This window comes from Gemmatimonadaceae bacterium, assembly GCA_036003045.1.
Classification (GTDB): Bacteria; Gemmatimonadota; Gemmatimonadetes; order Gemmatimonadales; family Gemmatimonadaceae; genus JAQBQB01.
The window spans coordinates 137,391-155,575 of record DASYSS010000017.1 but is presented as its reverse complement, the minus strand read 5'-3'; the positions used below and the strand labels follow the sequence as shown (position 1 = coordinate 155,575).

Here is an 18,185-nt window from a genome sequence, read left to right as displayed (position 1 = left end):
TTGGGCAAGAACAATCGAACGCAGACGACACGGACAAAAAACAACAATCCCGCAGATGTTGCGCTGTCAGTCTGCGGGAATTGCTGTTCAAGTCTGTGTCGTCGGCGTCGAATTCCAGCCCTAGGCCTCTCGTGCGGGGAACGAGCCTCGACTAGATCGCTCCGTTGAACGTGTCGCAGTCCTTCGGCTCCCCCGAGGCGAATCCGCGCTTGAACCAATAGACGCGCTGCGCGGAGGAGCCGTGCGTGAACGTGTCGGTGTTCACGTGGCCGGTTGTCGCGCCCTGAATGCGGTCGTCGCCCACGGCGGCCGCCGCGTTCAGGCCCGACTCGAGGTCGCCCGGCTCGAGAATTCCTTCGCCTTGCGACTCGTGGCCCCACACGCCGGCGAAGCAATCCGCCTGAAGCTCGAGACGCACCGAGAGGTCGTTCGCGGCCGAGGGATCACGCTGCTGCGCGCGGCGCACCGAGGCGTCGATGCCGAGCAGATGCTGGACGTGGTGACCGAGCTCGTGCGCGAGAACATACGCCTGCGCGAACTCACCCGGCGCACCGAACCGCGAACGCAACTCGTCGTAGAAGGCGAGGTCGATGTACAACTTCTGATCGACGGGGCAATAGAATGGGCCCATCGCGGTCTGCCCGACGCCGCAGCCCGTGGCCGTGGCGTCGCGGAACAGGACGAGTTTGGTCGGCTGCCACTGTGTACCCGTCGTCGCCGGAAGAATCTTGGCCCACGTCGCCTCTGCCGTGTCCAATACGAACGAGACGAACTGAACCTCTCGCGCTTCCTCGGGCGACTCGTTGACCGGAGCGCCCGGCCCGCCGGGCCCGCCTGGACCTAGCGAGCCCGCCGCGGTGCCGCCGGCGGAGTACGGGTTGGGATTCGTGTTGTCGGAGACGAAATCGCGTCCGAAGATCAGGCTGAGCACGATCAGGATGACCGTGCCGCCGATACCCACGTGAACGGGCCCGATGCCGCCGGAACCGCGGCGGTCCTCGATGTTCCCGCTTTCACCGCCGGGAGTCCAGCGCATCCAAGCCTCCGTGTCGCCTCCGACGGCCAGTCGGCGGCTTACAGGTTCATCTATTCCGGAGACTCACTTCTTCATCAATCGGGCCAGGGCTCGTTGAGAGAAGTCAGGCGGCCTCGAATTGGCTCATTTCCTGGGTCTTTCGTACGGCGCGCAACGCCGTATTTCCGGCGACGATCGCGCCGAGAATGATGTAGATGTAGAACGTGTAAAAACGCCACCACAGCAATGCGGCCGCAAAGAGACGCGGGCCGATGACGCCCGCCAGCGCGGCGCGAAACGCCAGCTCCACGGCCCCGCCGCCGCCGGGCGCGGGGACGATCGCCGCGCCGTAGAGCAGACCGAGTGGCCAGAGCGCGAGCGGCGCGAGCGGTGCGTCGGCGCCGGCGCCCAGAACGAGCGCGGGCAACACGCACAGTCGCATCGCGACGTGCATCACGGACATGAAATAGGCGCCGGCCGCCCACCGAAACTCGATGTGCCGCATCCGGTCCACGGTCGCGCGTACTTGTGTGAACCACCGATGGATTTTCGTCCATCGCTTGCCGCCGAGACGGAGACGGATCGCCCAATGAGGCGGCGTGTCGTCGACGTGCCGCCGCGCCAGAACGACGGCGATCACGCCGACGCCGATCACGAAGCCGGCGTACACGCCGACGACCCCGACCAGCGCTTTCAGCACGAAGCCGGCGTGCCGAAAGACAATCGCGACGACGATCACTACCGTCGCCAGCGACAGCGATTCCAAAAACAACTCGGCGAACAGCACGACCAGCGCGCTCGACGTTTCGATCCCCGACTCGGCAAGGACGAGGAATCGGGCCGGCTCGGCCCCGGAGCGCGCCGGCGTGATCGACGCGCCGAAGTCTCCGGCGAGCGTCGTGCGCAGCGCCGTCATGAAATCGAGCTCGATGTGCGCGGCCTTGGCGCTCCACTGAATCTTCCATGAGCGCGTGATGATTTCGGTCAACACCGCCGCGATCGCCAGGAGATGCGCTTCCAGCGGGAGGCGAATCGTGCTGCCGGCGCGCCACCAGCGAACGATGAAGAAGGCGGAGACGCCGATCACCGCCGCGAACGACGCGAAGGTGAATGCCCAGCGTTTCCAGTTCACGCGCGGGCGGGGCGAGAGACGGCTTCCACGCGGTTCACCCCGCGCCCATGGTTAAGACTGCATGTATTCCACGTGCCTGCATTGCCACAAGCCTCTCGGAAGGAACGACGTCGTCGAACACTTTCCCGTCGGCCGCCGGCTGGCGTTCGACGGCGCGAAGGGTCGCTTGTGGGTCGTATGCCAACACTGCGCGCGCTGGAATCTCACGCCGATCGAGGAGCGATGGGAGGCCGTCGAGGAATCCGAACGCACGTTCCGCGCGCAAAGGCTTCGGGCGCAGACGGACAACATCGGGCTCGTTCGGCTCCCTGATGCGACGGAGTTGATTCGGATCGGGCACCCGTTGCGGCCGGAGTTCGCGGCATGGCGGTACGGCGAGTCGTTTCGGCGACGATTCCGAAAGGAGCTCGCGATCAGCGCTGCGTCCGCGATGCTCGCGGGACTGATCGGCGTCACCGGCGTCGGCGCGCGCGACGCGATCGGCCTCTTCTTCGCCCAGACGACCGCGGCGAATTTCGCGATGAGCGTGTGGAACCTGCGACGTCTGAGGGCTGTTCCGAAGATCGTTGGAGAGAGTGGCCGGCCATTGGTACCGAATCTCGAGCATACTCGATTTACGGCCATTCCCGGCGAGCCGATTCACCTGCACGTGCGACTAGCCTACGGCCGCCTCGAGCTCGCGGGTGACCGCGCGACGCGCGCCCTGTCGACACTGCTCGCATTCGTGAACCGCGGCGGTGGATCGGCCGGCTCCGTGAGGGACGCGTCGACGTTCATTGCCGACGCGGGCAATCCCGCCAAGGCAATCGCGCTCATCGCCGCCGACGCTCAACGCCGAACCGGTGACTATGAGGAGCAAGCCGCGAGAGTCGCCCGCGGCCCGCGAGGAAGGACCATCGCCGAAGTGCTCGAGTCGCAGCGCGAGGCTCGGCGCGAGGTCGGATTCTGGGCACCAAACGGCATCGCGCCGCGCAATCGAGGCGCGTTGCACCGCCTTCCTCGAGTGCAGCGTCTCGCGCTCGAGATGTCGCTCCACGAGGACTCCGAGCAGCGCGCGCTCGAGGGCGAGCTCGAGTCACTGCGACGTGACTGGCAAGAAGCCGAAGAGATCGCGGCCATCGCCGACGGCGAGCTTACACCGCTACCCGCGGCGCCCGCAGACCGCAAAGCCGACCCAAAATAGAAACGCCCCCCAACCAAGCGGGGCGTTCCAGTTTCAAACCGTTCCGCGTCTCCGCCTCGCCGCGGCTCCGCGGCTCCGCGTCACGCGGTTCTATTCGGCTCAGCGCTCCCACTTCACTGCCGGCGGCGTGATTCCTTCTTCGTCCGCCGCGCCAGCGCTCGCAGCAGCAGCCGGCTTGAGGATGTGGCTGATTTGCTGACGAGCGTCGTCGATGTGGCGTTTGGTCGGCACGTCGGTCGCGCGCTTCGCGGCGGCGGCCAGCTCCGCGTCGAGCGTCTTCAGCTCGCCGCGCAGCATCGACTTGATCTCGCCCGTGTTCGGCGGGGGAGCGGCGCCCCCGCGGCCGCCGCCGCCACCACCACGGCCGCCGGCCGCCGCGCCGGCTGCCGGCGGGTTGATCTTGTTGCCGACGTCCGTGAGGTACGCGCGCTGCACGCCGCGGCGATAGACGTCGATCTTCACCGGCGCTGTGCCGTAGATCTCCGTCCACACGCCATGGCGCAGATCGCCCAACATCTCGGTTAGCGTGTACACGTCCGACGAATTCTTCGCCAGCGCTTCGTTCTCGATGAGCCGCGTCAGCTTGCCGTCGTTGAGCAGCGCGTTGATCGCCGCCGACTGCGCCGCCGTGATCCGCGTGACCTCGCCTTCCGGCTCGATCTTGCGGAGGATGTCCGTGTCGATGAGCCACGTCGGCGTTTGGAACGAATTCTCGGCGAGGAATTTCATCGCCGCCTGCTGCTTCGCCTTCGGAACCGGCACGAACCGTACGCCCGGCTGGTCGCCATACTTCTCCTGTGAGTTCATGCCGCCCACGACGTTCGCGACGTGCCCAAGCTCGGTGCGGTACTGGCCGATTTGGCGATTGTACAATTCTGCTAGCACATCGAAGTCGTCAGTCGGCTTCACCGTCGCCGACTCGATCCACTGCATGTTGCGGTGGAGGTTCTTGAACCCGAGCTCCGTCGCGCGCACCGGATCGGCGTCGCCGACCGCCTCGGTCTCGTCGCCCGGATCTGAGCCGAACGCGCCGCTCGTCGAGAAGCGGAGCCACGGTTTGGAATCCTGCTCGCGCGCCCACTGATCCAGCACGACGCGCTTCGCCTCGGCCGAGCGAATCAGCTCGGCGCCGGTGTGGCTGTTGGTGCCTTGCTGCGCGACCGCCATCGGCGTCGCGATCGGTGCGTACCCCCAGTGCGTCGCCCAGATGTCGTACGGACCGATGCGCGGGATGAGGAGCTCGGGTGGCACGTGGTCTTCGGGCTGCACCACGTAGTTGAAGCGGGAGTAGTCCATGAGCGTCGCGACATGGCCCATGCGACGGAGGAAATCAGGATTGCGAATGCTGTCGAGCGCGTACTGCGAACTCGACTTCATGTTGTGCTGGTAGCCGATCGTGTGCCCCACCTCGTGCGCCAGCACGTACTCGAGCAAGCGCCCCATCAATGAGTCGGGATAAGGGAACACGCGAGCTCTCGGATCGTTCGCCGCGGCCTGCGTGAAGTACCAGGTGCGCGCCAGGTTCTGGACGTTCTGGTAGAACTGGATGTGCGCGTTCAGAATCTCGCCCGAGCGCGGGTCGTGGATGTTCGGCCCGCTCGCATTCTCGGTCGTCGAAGGGAGCCAGCGCACCACCGAGTAGCGCGCGTCTTCAGGCGACCAATCCGGATCGTTCGTCGGCGCATCCTTGGCGATGATCGCGTGGCTGAAGCCCGCGGCCTCGAACGCCGGCTGCCAATCTTCGATCGCCTTCTTCAACCACGGACGCCACTTCATCGGCGTGTTGGCGTCGAGATAGTACACGATCGGTTTGACCGGATCGGAGATCGCCGCGTTGGGATCTTTCTTCTCGAGGCGATAGCGCGTGATGTAGCAGTGCGTATTGCTGGCCATGCGCTGCTCGTCGCCGGCGTAGTCGGTCACCGTCAACGAGAAATAGCCGACACGGTTGTCGCAGATCCGCGGCTCCATCGGCACGTCGGGCAACCGGTGGAAGCTGTACGACATCACGATCGTCGCCGTCGGCGAGGTGAATCCCGCGCCGCCCCGGCCCGCGCCGCGACCGCCACCCGTCGTCGCCGCGCCGCGACCACCGGCGCCCTGCTGGAGGGTCAACGTCGAGTACACGTTCACGTTGTCCGGGAATGCCGCCTGCCGCTCGATCCACGATCGCGTCGCGTCCACCGTGTATCCGGCGCCGATGCGCGTGGCCGGTGAGAGCTCCGTCGGCGGCTGCGTGAAGAGACGCGAGACGTCGATGACGGCCGAGCTGTCCGGTCCGTACGCTTCGACGTTGAAGATCGCGATGACCGGATGAACGTTCGACGCGCTCACCGCGCCGGCGACCGGCGACAGCGTGTCGCTCGCCATGATCTCGTTCGAGATGCCGCGCAGCAACACGCGGTTCTCGCGCCGCTCGAACTGCAGCACGCGGTTGCCCGCCGCCTGTCCGTCGTAGCCGGCGCCAAGCGCCGTCTGCGCGATTTCCTGCACGAGCAGAATGTCTTTGTTCATCTGGCTGCGCGGGATCTCGAACAGCAGCCGGTCGCCGATGCGAATCGTCTTGAAGAATCCGTTCTTCGTCTGCGCCTGCGCCGTGACGACGCGGTTGTACGGCTGGGGATTCGTGTTCCCGCCCTGGGCGCCGTTCGCACCACCACCGCGGCCGCCGCGGCCACCTCCGCCGCCACCACCACCTCCGCCGCCAGCCGGCGTTTCGGAGGTGTCGTTCGGGACGCTCGACGGTGCTTGCTGCGCCGGTCGCGTTGGGGCCGACGCGGGTGCCGGCGCCGGAGCGGGGGCGGGGGTCTTGGTGGTGCAGCCGATCGCGACGACCGTCGCGGCGGCAGACCCCAAGACGAGGAGCGAGCTCGTTCGCATGGATACAGCCCTGATTGTGGGAGAGGGGGACGAAGCGTCCCAGTTACTTACTGCTCATACCACGAACGGGCTCGTTGGTCAAATCGCTGCGTCAGCGAAACACCAGCCGGCCCTGGATCAAATTGATCCAGAGACCGGGTGCGGACCACTTTCGGCAAGCCGGATCAGCCGCCGCGAAGCACGTCCATTGGCTCGATTCGGGCAGCCCGGCGGGCGGGGACGTAGCTGGCCAAAACGGCGACCACAGCAAGCAAGACGACGACGGCTCCAAACGCGGCAGGGTCCCAGGCACTGATCCCGTAGAGCATGTGCGTGAGCAGCCGCGTGGTCGAGAACGCTCCGGCGACCCCGACGAGCGCTCCGACGACCGCCAGCATCAACCCGTGCCGAATGACGAGGCCGAGGATGTCGGCCGATCGCGCGCCCAGCGCCACACGAATGCTGATCTCTCGACCGCGTTGCGCGACCAGGTACGAGATCACGCTGTAGACGCCCAGCGCCGCCAGCAGCAGCGCCAAGGCGCCGAATACGCCGACGAGCGTGAGCATGAACCGCTGGGTCGCCACCGATGCCGCTACGGCCTCATCCATGGTGGAGTAGCGCGCCGGGACATCCGGCCGAGCTCGCCGAAGCTCCCGTCGCATCGTTGTGAGCGTCGTCGTGGGCGACGGGGTGACCATCACCACGCTGAACTGCCCGCCGTTTCCCGGACGCTGCCGATAGTAGCCGTAGATCATCGGCGTCACGTCGGTCGACGGTCCTCCGTCGCGCAGGTCCCCGACGATGCCGATGATCGTCATCGGCGTGAGGTCGCCGTCCATGTTTCCGAACTCGATCGCTTTGCCGATCGGGCTCTCGTTCGGCCATTTGGCTTTGGCGAGCGACGCGTTGATCACCGCGACGTGGGGCGCGTCTCTGCGGTCGCGGTCGTCGAAGAAGCGACCGGTCAAGAGCGGGATACCGAGCGCCTTGAAGTAGTCCGCGTTGGCGAGTCGGTAATACGCGTCGCCGGTGCGCGACTTGTCCTTGAACATCCGCTCGAAATCGGACGGCGAGATTTTTTCCGATGCGTTCTCGAGCATGAGAAACCCGCCGTCCGCGCCGCCGCCGCTCAGCGGCGGGTTGCTGATCAAGCCGACCGACTTGACCCCCGGAGTGCGCCGAGCCAACGCCGCCGCGTCGTCGAGCAACTGACTCCGGCGCGTGATGCGCTCGTCGGCTGGCGCAAAGAACTCTCCCGTCTCGGTCACGAGCGTGACGATCGCCACGTCTTTCGTCCGAAAACCCGCGTCCGTCGTGATCAGCTCCATGAAACTGTGACCGAGCACGCCCGCCGCGACCATCAGTACGACGGTCATCGACAACTGCACGACGACGAGCGCGTCGCGCACCCCGTAGCTCGCGACGCCGCCCGACTGCGAACGCTGCGACTGCGAGAGTGCCGAGCGCAGATCGCCGCGCGCGCCGCGCCACGCCGCCACCAATCCGAGGGCGAACGCAACGACCAGCGAGACGGCGACCGCGAACGCCATGACCCGCCAGTCGACGCCCAATTCGGAAAGCCGAGGAATGGACGTGGGGCGAAGCGCGAGCAACAACTTCACGCCGCCGGACGCCAGCGCGAGACCGCCTGCGCACCCCAGCAGCGAAAGGAAAGTCGCTTCGATGAGCAACTGCTGAATGAGACGTCCGCGCCCCGCGCCCAACGCGACTCTCACCGCGAGTTCGCCCTCGCGCGCCGCCATGCGCGCCACCAGCAGATTCACCACGTTGGTGCACGCGATGAGCAGAAGCACTCCGGACGCGCCGAAGAGGAGCAACAGAATCGGTTTGATCTGCCCGACGATTTGATCGCGGAGCGGCACGACGCTGCCGTCGACGGTAATTGTGTTCTCGCCGACCTCCGCCTTGAGTTGGCGCAACACGAGCGAGACGTCTTGCTTCGCTTGTTCGATTGTCGCGGTCGGCTTGACCCGCGCGAGGAGCCGCCAGTTGCCAGCCGTGTAGCTCGGGTATCGCACCTCGGTCTCGCGCGCGAGGAAGACGTCGGTCTGCGGCGGATATTCCAGTCCCTTCGGCAGCACGCCGACGACGGTGAGGAACGAAGAGCCGTTCGGCAGCCTTGCCCCGACCGCTTTGCTGGTGCTGGCGAAGAGGCGCTGCGAGAGCGCGTAGCTGATCACCGCCGCCTTAGCCGCGCCGCGCTGCTGTTCTTCGGGCACGAAGAACCGGCCGGCGGCGGGTTTCACACCGAGGACATCGAAGAACTGACGGCTGACCCACGACGCGGAGAGACGCATCGCCTCGCCGTCGTTCGATACGATCACGTAATAGGAATTCATCTCGGCGACAGCGTCGAGCGTGTGGTTGCGCGCCCCTATGGCCTCGAACGTTGGATCCGCGAAATTTCGAAGGACGTCGCCGTTCGCGTTCAGTCCGGTGATCTGCACGATCCGATCGGGTCCCGGAAACGGGAGCGCCTTGAGCAGCACGCCGTTCACGACGCTGAACAGCGCCGTGGCCGCGCCGATGCCGAGGGCGAGCGTGAATGCCGCGGCGAAGGAGAAGCCCGGCGACTTCCTCATCTGCCGAAACGCCACGCGCCCGTCTTGGATCATGCTCTCCACGCGTTCGGCCGTTTGCATTCGCTGCATGTGCGCCCTCTCGATGTCGTGACAGTAGGTTCGCAAATCGTCGACGTCGCCGAATCGTCGCATCGCCTCGGCGCGCGCTTCGTCGTACGGCACGCCATCGGCGATGAGCCGAGCGACGCGGCGCTCCACATGGAACTCGACTTCCTCGTCGAGCTCACGCGCGAGTCGGACCTCCGTGGACGGAAGCCGAAACACACGCCGCACCCCGCCCGGCGGCCGCACGCTCAATTCGCCTCGAGGATCCGTCCGACGGCGCTGGCGTAGCGCCGCCAGGTCGCGGTCTCCGTGCGGAGTTGCGCGCGTCCGCGCGGCGTGAGCGAGTAGTACTTCGCCTTTCGATTGTTCTCCGAGAGGCCCCACTCGGCTTCGATCGCGCCGCCGTCCTCGAGGCGATGAAGCGCCTTATAGAGTGCGGCATCCACGATCACCAGATCGCCGTCGCCGTGGCGTTCGATCCACTCGGTGACGGCGTAGCCGTGCAACGGACCAAGAGAGAGCGCTTTGAGCACGAGGACGTCGAGTGTCCCGTGCAGCAAATCGCTGACGTCGCGGGGCATCAGGGAGGCTCCACTAACGAGGTTGGTGCAAGATCTGGTACGGCCTTGGACGCCGCAAAGATTCAATTGGTTTGAATGCCGGTGAAACCGCGGACCGGTGGACCGGGCGACCGGGCGACGGCGGATTGCGTCTAGCCGATGCGTCGCGCGTAGAGCTCGAACCAGGGCGCCCCGGCGGGGTCGTAGCGGGCGCCCGAGCGGAGCAGGTGCTTGAACACCAACTCCTCGACCCGCGCCCAGGGGCGCGTCCATTCGTCGGCAAGCCGGGGAAGAACATCTCCCTCGACGCGGGTGACCCGGAACCCGACGTCACGCAGCATTCGCCCGAGCGCGCCCGGCGTGAACCCGAAGCGGTACGGGAACGAGAGCAAGTTGTTCTGCGCGAGCGTGGAGCGCGCGACCGCGCGGCGCAGGCGGCTCCGGCTCGCGAGATCGTTGCGCACACGCGCGTACAAGCCGCCGTTCGGAACGCGCAGCGCGAGCAGCCCGTCGGGCCGCAGCATGCGCCACGCGGCCTCAGCCGCGGCGCGCGGATCTCCGAGCTGATCGAACGTATTCCATATCGCGACGACGTCGAACAAGCGGCGCGCGCGATACGAGCCGAAGTCGCCGTCTTCGACGACGAAGCCCAGCGATCGAGTGAACGCGTTGACCGTGGGACTCACGTCGAGTCCCTCGAAGCGCATCCCGTCGTCGCGGGCCGCCGCCAGAAACGAACCCGCATAGCTCCCCACCTCGAGCCCGCTGCACCGGCGCCCCAAGACGCGTCGGAGACGCCGCACCTGCGAGCGCGCGGCGCCGTACTGCGCGGAGTGCAAGGCGCGGAGCGCGTCCGACGACGGCGCCGCGCGTCGATATGCGTCGACGAGATCGCGCGCCGGCTCGGCCGGGCTGCGGTACACGAGCCCGCAGTCTCGACACTTCACCACGCGGAGCGGTGGATTCTCCGAGAACGTGACGCGGTCGACGAGCCGAGTCGTCGGCGTGTCGACGCGAAGACGCCGCGCGTGATAGGCCCACAACGCCTCGATCTCGTCGCGGACGCTTCGATGATCCGCGACGACCGAATTCTCGGCTCCACCGCAAACGACGCAGCGATTGGTATCGGATGGTAGCGCTCGCACGCCGGCTAGAGGTGCAGGGCGGGTGCCGCCTGTGTTCATCGGGCGTCGCTCATGGCCAGATCGCGTGTAGATCGATAGGCTACATTCGACCCCATTTTTCCCTGCCACCGGTTCCGACCGTCCCCGCCCGCCTCCCGAAACAGATGATGCGCATCGCTCGCCTCGCCGGCTCCCTCGCCGCGTTCGCCGTGCTCGTTCACCCCGCTGTGGCGCGTTTGCGCGCCCAGGATTCACTCGCGCTCGCCGGAGTCCACTGGCGAGAGGTCGGGCCGTATCGCGGCGGCCGCTCGGTTGCGGCAACCGGAAATCCATCTCGGCCGAACGAGTTCTGGATGGGCACGACCGGCGGCGGCGTCTTCAAGTCGATCAACGACGGACAGTCGTGGGCGCCGGTGACGGACAAGTATTTCGGCGGCACGATCGGCGCGATCGCCGTTTCGGCGTCGTCGCCGGATGTCGTGTACATCGGCGGCGGCGAATATCCGATCCGCGGCAACGTCTCGTACGGCGACGGCGTGTGGAAGACGACCGATGGCGGAAAGACGTGGTCGTTCATGGGGCTCGCCGAGACGCGGCAGATCGCCGACATCGTCGTGAATCCGACGAATCCAGATCTCGTCTACGTCGGGGCGCTCGGTCACGTCTGGGCACCGAATCCGGAACGCGGCGTGTTTCGCTCGAAGGACGGCGGCAAAACGTGGGACAAGATTTTCTTCCGCAACGATTCGACGGGCGTCGTCGACCTGGTGATGGACCCGAACAACCCGAACGTGTTGTACGCCGGTTTCTGGCAGGCCGGGAGAACGCCATGGCTGTTGTCGTCGGGCGGAAAGGGCAGCGGGATGTTCAAGACGACCGACGGCGGCGACCACTGGACGGAGCTCACCCGAAATCCCGGTCTCCCCGAAGGCATCTGGGGGAACATCGGCATCACCGTGTCGGGCGGAAACTCGAATCGCATCTGGGCGAACATCGAGGCCGACTCCGGCGGCGTATTCCGCTCCGACGACGGCGGCGCTACGTGGCAGCGTACGAACAACGACCGTAATCTGCGCCAGCGCGCGTGGTACTACACCAAGATCCACGCCGACTCGAAGGACACGAACGTCGTGTACGTGAACAACGTGTCGTTCATGAAGTCGACCGATGGCGGCAAGACCTTCCGTGCGGTGCGTGGCATGCAGCACGGCGATTCGCACGATCTGTGGGTCGACCCGAAGAACAATCAGCGCATGATCGAGTCGGACGACGGCGGCGCCGAAGTGAGCGTCGACGGCGGACGCACTTGGTCGGATGAGGATTTCGCGACCGCGCAGTTCTATCACGTGATCGCGACCAATCACTTCCCCTATCACATCTGCGGCGCGCAGCAGGACAACTCCACACTCTGCGGGCCCAGCAGGGGAAACCTGGACATATCGGAATGGCTCGAGGCCGGCGGCGGTGAAAGCGGATGGATAGCGTCGCGCGGCGACGACCCCGACGTCGTGTACGCGGGCAGCTACGGCAACCTGCTCACCCGGAAGGACCTTCGCACCGGAATCAGCGTGAACGTGAATCCGTGGCCGGACAACCCGATGGGTCACCCGGCGATGGACCTGAAGTACCGCTTCCAGTGGACGTTCCCGATCATCGTCTCGACGCACAACCCGAACGTGGTGTACGCCGGATCGAACGTCGTGCACAAGTCGACCAACGGCGGAAAGAGCTGGACGGCGATCTCGCCCGATCTCACCTACCACGATCCGGCAACGCTGGGCAACTCCGGTGGTCCGCTCACGAAGGACCAGACGTCGATCGAGTACTACGGCACCGTGTTCGTGATCGAGGAATCGCCGGTCACCGCGCAGACGCTCTGGACCGGCTCCGACGACGGCAAGATCTACCTCACGCGAAACGGCGGCGTGAAGTGGACCGACGTCACGCCGAAGGACATGCAGAAGTTCACGCGCGTGTCGAGCATCGACGCGTCGAAGTTCGGCGAGTGCGTCGCCTACGTCGCCGCGAACCGCTTTCAGCTGGACGACGACAAGCCGTATCTATGGAAGACGTCCGACTGCGGCGCGCATTGGACGCGCATCGACGCGGGGATCACGGCGACCGAGTTCACGCGCGTCGTGCGTGAGGATCCCGCCAAGCGCGGCCTTCTCGTCGCGGGCACCGAGCGCGGCATCTGGTATTCGATCGACGACGGCGCGCATTGGAAGACCCTGCGGCTCAACCTCCCGATCGTTCCGGTGCACGACCTCGTCTTCAAGGAAGGCGACATCGTGGTCGCCACGCACGGCCGCGGCTTCTACATCATGGACGACATCACCACCCTCGAACAGATGACGAGCGCGGTCGAAGCCGAGAGCGCGCATCTGTTCAAGCCGCGCGATCAGTATCGGTTGGCGACGGGCGGCGGTTTCGGTGGTGGCGGCGGCCGCGGCGGTGCCGCGCCGGCTCAAGTGACGCCCGAGAATGCTCCGAACCATCCCGTCGGCCAGAATCCGCCCGCGGGAGTCGTCGTGCAGTACTGGCTCGGCACGGCGAACGACACGGTCGCGCTCGATTTCCTCGATGCGAGCGGAAAGCTCATTCGAGGATACTCGAGCAAGGCCGACTCGGCGGCTCAGCCGGCCGGAGGCCAGCAGCCGGAGGACGGCTTTTTCGCTCCGCCGCCGGCGCCGCGCGTTCCCAGCAAGAAGGGCGTGAACACGTTCGCGTGGAACATGCGCTATCCCGACGCGTCGAGCTTTCCGGGAATGATCCTCTGGGCGGCGGGCGTGACCGGGCCGCTCGTGCCGCCGGGCTCGTACAAGGTGCGCCTCGCCGTGAACGGAAAGCAGATCGCGACCGAGACGTTCCGGGTTCTGCCCGATCCGCGCATCAAGGCGACGCTCGCCGACTGGCAGGAGCAGTCGCGCCTCGCGCTCGCCGTTCGCGACCGCTTTTCCGAAGCGAACGACGCGGTCAAGGAGATCAGGCGTCTGAAAACCGAGCTCGCCGACCGCGAAAAGAAGATGCCGTCCACGCAGCTCTCGCAATTCACGTCGCTCTCGGTGCCCTTCGCGACCTCGATCTCGGAAGTCGAGGACTCGCTCTATCAGACGAAGAACCGCAGCGGCCAGGATCCGCTCAACTATCCGATCCGCCTCAACAACCGTATCGGCGCGCTCCTCGGCGTCGTGCAGAGCGCGGATGGGCGGCCCACGCAGCAGAGCTACGACGTGGACAAGGTCCTCGCGACGGAGCTCAACAAGGATCTGGCGAAACTGCGCGCGACGATCAACGCCAACCTGCCGCGCATCAACACGGTGCTGAAGGCCGCCGGCCTCAAGGAAATCGAGTCGAAAGGGCCGATCGCCTGAGCGTTGTATGTGGCCGGCGAGCCACCCTCTGTCATCTGCGTTGCAGTAGTGTTCGTTCCAAGGGTGGGTCGCTGGTCACGAGTGCTCGCTCGCCACGCGTGGGTCCTTCGCTAGGCGTGCGTCGCGTCGCGATCGGGCGGCACCGCCATGCCCATGGCGTGATAGCCCTTGTCCACATACACGGTGCTGCCCGTGATGCCGCTCGCCAGCGGCGATGAGAGAAAAGCCGCCACCTGGCCGACTTCCTGCGCGGTGAGTTTTTCGGGCAGCGGGGCGTTGTCAGAGACGTACTCGACCATCTTCTCGATGATCCCGATCGCGCTGGCCGCGCGCGATGCGAGCGGGCCGGCGGAGATCGTGTTCACGCGGCACCCGAACCGGCGGCCCGCCTCGAATGCGAGCGTGCGCGTGTCGCTCTCCAGCGCGGCCTTGGCTGACGACATTCCGCCGCCGTAACCCGGTATCACTCGTTCGCTGGCCAGATACGTCAGCGACACAAATGAGCCGCCCGGCCGCATGATCGGCCCGAAGCGGCTCACCATCGAGATCAGCGAATAGGCGCTGGCGCTCATGGCCGCGAGATAGCCTGAGCGGCTCACGTCAATGAGCGCCTTCTTCACCTCGGGGCCATTGGCCAGCGAGTGCACGACGATGTCGAGCGGGTGGTCGCCAAAATCCTGGACGAGACGCGCCGCCACGCCGCCGATCGAGCAGTCGCCGACGTCCTTGTAGCGCTTGTTCGTCCGGACGTCTTCGGGCATTTCGTCGTACGTATCGTAGACCGCGTCGAGGGCGTAGATCTTCTCGAACGACAAAAGAGACCCGGACGACAGCTTGCGCGACTCATCCATCTTGCCCCGCTCGAGCAAATTCAGGAAAATGTTCAGCGCCGGCGGCCACGTTCCGACGCAGACGCTGGCGCCGGCTTGGGCCAGCGCCTTTGCGATCGCGAATCCAAAGCCGGCGTCGTCAGCTACTCCGGCCACGAGCGCGCGCCGCCCTGTGAGATCGATCTCGAGCATGCGATATAATAGTCCGCCCGGCCATCGTCGGTGTTCGGTCGGGCACGCAATCTGTAACCAGCGGCAACGTGACTAGTCCCGCCCCCGCCCGCCAAACCGTCGTCCGAAGGCCGTCCGAATCGCCGCGCATCGGCGAGGGGGGCGGGCCGTCGTTCGCGCGCGGACTCTGGCGCATCGCGGCGGCGAACGTGTCGAGCGGCAATCGCGTGTCGCTCCTCCGCGACGGACCGGCGACGTTCGACGCCATGCTGGCGCTCATCGAGAGCGCTCGCTCGTCGATTTCGCTCGAGAGCTTCATCTTCCGCGCCGACGACGTCGGCGACCGGTTCGCCCGGCCACTTGCCGCCGCGGCCGACCGCGGAGTCGCCGTTCGCATTCTCCTCGACTGGATCGGCATCCGCGGAACGCGGCGCAAGTTCCTCCGAGAGCTGCGCGCCGCCGGCCTCGAAGTGGTGCTGTTCAACCGACCGGGGTTCCACCGCTGGCTCGGACTCGTGCCGCGCGACCACCGCAAGCTGCTGGTCGTGGACGGCGCGGTCGGAATCACGGGCGGAGTCGGTATCGGCCGCGAGTGGACCACCGGCGTCGACAAGATCAAGCGCTCGCGCTGGCGCGACACCGCGGTGCGCATCGACGGCCCCGCCGCAAACGACATGCAGGAAGCGTTCGATCGGATGTGGCGCCGAGCCGTGGGGCACGAGCGCCGCGGGTCGCATCGATTCCTGCATCGGCCGGCGCGCGGCGCGCATCTCGACCCCGACACCGACGAACGCGCGCTCGTCGGCATCATCGAGGGCGAGCCGCTCAGGCAACGCGTGTCGCGTGCGCTCCAGATCCAAGCGATCTCCGCGCGCCGATCGATCTGGATCGCCACTGCTTACTTCACGCCCTCACCTTCCGAGGTCGAAGCGTTGAACGGCGCGGCAAGCGACGGCGTCGATGTCCGCATCCTCCTGCCAGGGCGTAACGATCATCCGTGGGTCTCGCTGCTCGCGAAGCGCTACTACCGGCGGCTACTCACGAACGGCGTCCGCATCTGGGAGTGGTGCGGCGAGATGATGCACGCCAAGACGAGCGTCGTCGACGGCCGCTGGGTGCGTGTCGGATCGACCGACTTCAACCCCCTCGGCGTCACCGTCAACTACGAGCTCGACGCGGTGATCGAAGACGCGTCGCTCGGCGAAGAAGCGGAGAACATGTTCCTGGCCGACCTCGAGGGATCGCGGGAGATCACCTTGTAGTTTTCGAGCGTGAAGCCCGGAATCATCGTGATGTCCGAGTTGAAGGGCGACGTGGCGGCTCGCGTGCTCGATGTGCAGCGACGGTTCGATCCGCGCATGGCCGCGGAGCTTCCGCCGCACGTCACGATCACCGGCTCCTCGGGCGTCGGCCCGATTTTTCCCGACACCACCGACGACGAAGTGCTCGCCGCGTTGACCCGTGTCGCCGCGGCGAGCGTGCCGTTCGACGTGACCCTCCAGGCTCCGACGCGGTTCATGCAAAGCCCGGTGGTCGTGATGCTGATCGATCCGAATGGTCCGATCCGCGCGCTGCACGAGCGGATCAAGTCGAGCGGATTGTCGCACGAGCGGCCTCGTTACACCTTCACCCCGCACGTGACGTTGAGCTTCTACCCCGAGTTGTCGCGCGACTCGTTGCGCGAGCTGACCCGCTTTCGCGTCAACGATCCGGTCAGGATCGACCGCATTCAGGCGTATCGAGCCCTCGACCTCACACGGACGATCAAAGTGGTCGACCTGCCCCTCGGAGCCGCCGCGTGACCGACGCCGCCACGCGCTCGACCGACCGCCCGTTCGAACGTCCGCCGATTCTCGATGCCATCGAATCCGACGCCGACTCCGCCGTGGGCCGCGCGTTCGTCGAAGTGATCGCGTCGTACCTCGCCGAGACGCGGGATCGTGAGACGCGCGTCTCGACCCGCCACACGCCGGGCGAAATCGCGGCGCGATTCGACGAGCCGCTCCCGCGCGACGGCCGCCCGATCGACGCGATCGTCGATCGCATCCGCCGCGACGTGATCGCCGAATCGAATCACCTGTGGCACCCGCGTTACGTCGGGCACCAGAACTCCGGACCGCTGCCGGCGGCCATCTGGACGGAATCGGTGACCGCGGCGCTCAACCAGTCGATCGCCGTGTTCGAGATGTCGCCCGTCGGAACGATCCTGGAGCATAGAGTCATCTCGTGGATGTGTGAGCTCGTTGGCTTTCCCAAAGGGGCGGGCGGCACGTTCACGAGCGGTGGAACCGAAGCGACGTTCACCGCGCTCCTCGCCGCTCGCGGCGCCTCGATGCCGAATGCCTGGTCCGACGGCGTGGGGGCCGATCCGCCGACGTTGCTCTGCGGGGAGCACGCGCACTACGCCGTCACCCGCGCCGCGGCGCAGCTCGGGCTCGGGATGCGGAACGTTCGCGCGATTTCGTCGCGCGGCTACGCGATGGACCCGTCGGCGCTCGAGCGCGCGCTCGACGAGCTCGCGCGCGACACCCGTCGTGTCATGGCCGTCGTCGCCACGGCCGGCTCGACGGCCACGGGTTCGTTCGACGACATAGACACGATCGCATCGCTCTGCGATGCCCGAGGCATCTGGCTGCACGTCGATGCCGCCCACGGCGGCTCCGCCCTCTGGTCCGCGAAGCACAAGCACAGGCTCAGCGGCATCGGGCGCGCCCGTTCGGTGGCCTGGGACACTCATAAAATGATGCTCATGCCGAGCCAGGCCGGGATGTTGCTCGTGCGCGACGAAGGAGACCTCGAGGCGGCGTTCTCGCAGCGCGCCCCCTATCTGTTCCACGAGGCTCGCGGCGAGCGGGCGTGGGATCAAGGCACGCGGAGCTTCATGTGCACCCGCCGGGCGGACGTGCTCAAGGTCTGGGTCGGCCTCGAGCGCTATGGCGCGGCCGGGATGGAGCAACTCTACGACTACTTCTGCTCGCTCGCTCGCTGTGTCTACGACGAGATCTCGGCGCGCCCGGATTTCGAGGCGCTGCACGAGCCCGAGGGCAATATCCTCTGTTTCCGCTACGTCGGCGACGGATCGCGCTCGGACGCGCAGCTCGACGATCTCAATCGCCGCATCCGCGAACGCTTCAACGCGTCGGGCGAAGGCTGGATCACCGCCACGAACCTGAACGGCCGCCGCGTCCTCCGCGTGACGATGATGAACCCGCGAACCACGGAGGATGACGTCAAAGCGATCCTCGACGGTCTCGCCGCCTGCGCGCGCAGCATCTAACGCTGTCCG

Annotated in this window: 12 protein-coding genes; 5 read left to right on the top strand and 7 right to left on the bottom strand. The window is 66.4% G+C overall.

What is annotated here, in order from left to right; genetic code table 11:
- Positions 1-151: 151 nt before the first annotated feature.
- The gene (locus tag VGQ44_02775; protein HEV8445710.1) at positions 152-1,036 is read right to left on the bottom strand and encodes a neutral zinc metallopeptidase; all 885 of its coding nucleotides are present in this window, start codon (positions 1,034-1,036) and stop codon (positions 152-154) included.
- A 103-nt stretch (positions 1,037-1,139) separates the two neighbouring features.
- On the bottom strand, positions 1,140-2,147 hold the full coding sequence (locus VGQ44_02770) for a flippase-like domain-containing protein (GenBank protein ID HEV8445709.1): 1,008 nt from the start codon (positions 2,145-2,147) through the stop codon (positions 1,140-1,142).
- A gap of 61 nt (positions 2,148-2,208) precedes the next feature.
- On the opposite strand from VGQ44_02770, the gene VGQ44_02765 reads away from it, so the two are divergent.
- Complete coding sequence (locus tag VGQ44_02765; GenBank protein HEV8445708.1) at positions 2,209-3,330, top strand: hypothetical protein; 1,122 nt, start codon at positions 2,209-2,211, stop codon at positions 3,328-3,330.
- A gap of 99 nt (positions 3,331-3,429) precedes the next feature.
- Here VGQ44_02765 and VGQ44_02760 read toward each other — a convergent pair whose 3' ends face one another.
- The 4 genes from VGQ44_02760 to VGQ44_02745 all read right to left on the bottom strand — a co-directional run bounded on the left by VGQ44_02760 (position 3,430) and on the right by VGQ44_02745 (position 10,545).
- Positions 3,430-6,210, bottom strand: coding sequence for a zinc-dependent metalloprotease (locus VGQ44_02760; GenBank protein ID HEV8445707.1), 2,781 nt, complete (start codon positions 6,208-6,210; stop codon positions 3,430-3,432).
- A gap of 164 nt (positions 6,211-6,374) precedes the next feature.
- A complete protein-coding gene (locus VGQ44_02755) occupies positions 6,375-9,086 on the bottom strand; it encodes an ABC transporter permease (GenBank protein ID HEV8445706.1) in 2,712 nt (903 codons plus the stop codon).
- 2 nt (positions 9,087-9,088) lie between these two features.
- On the bottom strand, positions 9,089-9,421 hold the full coding sequence (locus tag VGQ44_02750; protein ID HEV8445705.1) for a PadR family transcriptional regulator: 333 nt from the start codon (positions 9,419-9,421) through the stop codon (positions 9,089-9,091).
- Positions 9,422-9,552: 131 nt separating this feature from the next.
- Positions 9,553-10,545, bottom strand: a complete 993-nt coding sequence (locus tag VGQ44_02745; GenBank protein HEV8445704.1) for a methyltransferase domain-containing protein — start codon at positions 10,543-10,545, stop codon at positions 9,553-9,555.
- Positions 10,546-10,688: 143 nt separating this feature from the next.
- On the opposite strand from VGQ44_02745, the gene VGQ44_02740 reads away from it, so the two are divergent.
- Positions 10,689-13,898 carry a glycosyl hydrolase gene (locus VGQ44_02740; GenBank protein HEV8445703.1) on the top strand — a complete coding sequence of 1,070 codons (3,210 nt, stop codon included), beginning with the start codon at positions 10,689-10,691 and terminating at the stop codon, positions 13,896-13,898.
- 110 nt (positions 13,899-14,008) lie between these two features.
- Here the strand turns inward: VGQ44_02740 and VGQ44_02735 are convergent, their stop codons facing one another.
- Entirely contained in the window at positions 14,009-14,920 is a 912-nt protein-coding gene (locus VGQ44_02735; protein HEV8445702.1) for an enoyl-[acyl-carrier-protein] reductase, read from the bottom strand.
- Positions 14,921-14,988: 68 nt separating this feature from the next.
- On the opposite strand from VGQ44_02735, the gene VGQ44_02730 reads away from it, so the two are divergent.
- The 3 genes from VGQ44_02730 to VGQ44_02720 are packed head-to-tail and all read left to right on the top strand — an operon-like array spanning position 14,989 to position 18,176.
- Entirely contained in the window at positions 14,989-16,161 is a 1,173-nt protein-coding gene (locus tag VGQ44_02730) for a phospholipase D-like domain-containing protein (protein HEV8445701.1), read from the top strand.
- Positions 16,162-16,170: 9 nt separating this feature from the next.
- Positions 16,171-16,701, top strand: a complete 531-nt coding sequence (locus VGQ44_02725; GenBank protein HEV8445700.1) for a 2'-5' RNA ligase family protein — start codon at positions 16,171-16,173, stop codon at positions 16,699-16,701.
- Positions 16,698-18,176, top strand: coding sequence for an aminotransferase class I/II-fold pyridoxal phosphate-dependent enzyme (locus VGQ44_02720; protein HEV8445699.1), 1,479 nt, complete (start codon positions 16,698-16,700; stop codon positions 18,174-18,176). The genes VGQ44_02725 and VGQ44_02720 overlap by 4 nt, the downstream gene beginning before the upstream one ends.
- Positions 18,177-18,185 lie beyond the last annotated feature (9 nt).

Bases quoted from the DNA above. Each gene is read 5' to 3' on its own strand.
- VGQ44_02765 (HEV8445708.1), top strand. From the start codon at position 2,209: ATGTATTCCACGTGCCTGCATTGCCACAAGCCTCTCGGAAGGAACGAC.
- VGQ44_02760 (HEV8445707.1), bottom strand. From the start codon at position 6,210: ATGCGAACGAGCTCGCTCCTCGTCTTGGGGTCTGCCGCCGCGACGGTC.
- VGQ44_02735 (HEV8445702.1), bottom strand. From the start codon at position 14,920: ATGCTCGAGATCGATCTCACAGGGCGGCGCGCGCTCGTGGCCGGAGTA.
- VGQ44_02750 (HEV8445705.1), bottom strand. From the start codon at position 9,421: ATGCCCCGCGACGTCAGCGATTTGCTGCACGGGACACTCGACGTCCTC.
- VGQ44_02775 (HEV8445710.1), bottom strand. From the start codon at position 1,036: ATGCGCTGGACTCCCGGCGGTGAAAGCGGGAACATCGAGGACCGCCGC.
- VGQ44_02740 (HEV8445703.1), top strand. From the start codon at position 10,689: ATGATGCGCATCGCTCGCCTCGCCGGCTCCCTCGCCGCGTTCGCCGTG.